Genomic DNA, 1,005 nt, shown 5'->3' with positions numbered 1-1,005 from the left:
CTGATCATTGGGACTGAAAAATTCTCTCGATATGTGCAACATGATGCCTCAACACATGAGTGTTCAAGCTATATTGGCGGTGGAGCCCTTAAGCGCCAAAGTTGAAATCTCTCTGAATAACGTAATCGTCAGTTCTTATTTGTTTTGACTCAATCAGTGGCGGCGCTCTGCAAGAATTAGCGGTAATTGGTGAATCTTGCTTATCCAAATGCCAGAGTATCTTTTGGATGACGGCAGGCTCTGTAATGCATGCGATGATTTTGACATTCGCCTTTGTGCAAGCTTCGCAAATGGTAATGTCAATGTTGAATACACGTTTTAACCTCTGTGCCCATGACATGCTGCGCGCCTGGTAGGGCTTATCTGAATCTTTCAGATGCTCTGCTAAACGAGGGCTGTTCTTGCCGCGTTGTGAAGCAGTTACTTCTGCTCGTACATTGGCATTTGGCGCAAACACGCCATAAAACCGCGTCAGATTCAGTCTAGGCGGTGGTACCAAGGCAGCTAGCTTACTAATGAAGTCAATCGGCGAGAAGAATACGTGAGTCGTACCATTGCTGTAGGGTGTCTTGAGTTCGTATCTGACATTACCTGTCGTTGTGAGGCTTAAGCGTTTTTCGCTTATTGCAGGTCTTGCGATGTAACGACACAATCTTTCTAGTTTTTCTGGTTGATCTGCATCTGCGAAGACCCCTGCATGTAGGCTAAATCCAGCTATCTTTGCGAGTTGTCCTAAGTGATCAGGATCTTTTGCTGGCATGGTTTGCAAAGTAAACACTTTTTTACCAGTATCTGCACCAACTGCGATCCGGTAGCTGACCGAAGCAGCTTGCAGTGGTAACAAGCTGTCTTCATCGTTAATTGGCAAGTCCAGATAGGTATTGTCAATGTCGCGTTGAATTAGCCCTGCTTTTTCGAGATATTGTGCGATGCGCTGGCTGATGGTGTTTACCAACGCCTCCATATTGGAATGACTCGGCGCTTTGACTCGCTTAAATGTCATTT

General features: G+C 45.6%; 1 protein-coding gene. It reads right to left on the bottom strand.

Annotation, left to right across the window (positions count from 1 at the left end):
- Positions 1-88: 88 nt before the first annotated feature.
- The coding region (locus BM378_RS20260; protein WP_177222603.1) for a transposase at positions 89-1,005 on the bottom strand (917 nt) is incomplete at its 5' end.

The organism is Pseudoalteromonas lipolytica, from assembly GCF_900116435.1.
Lineage (GTDB): Bacteria > Pseudomonadota > Gammaproteobacteria > Enterobacterales > Alteromonadaceae > Pseudoalteromonas > Pseudoalteromonas lipolytica.
This window is presented reverse-complemented; position numbering and strand designations above follow the sequence as displayed.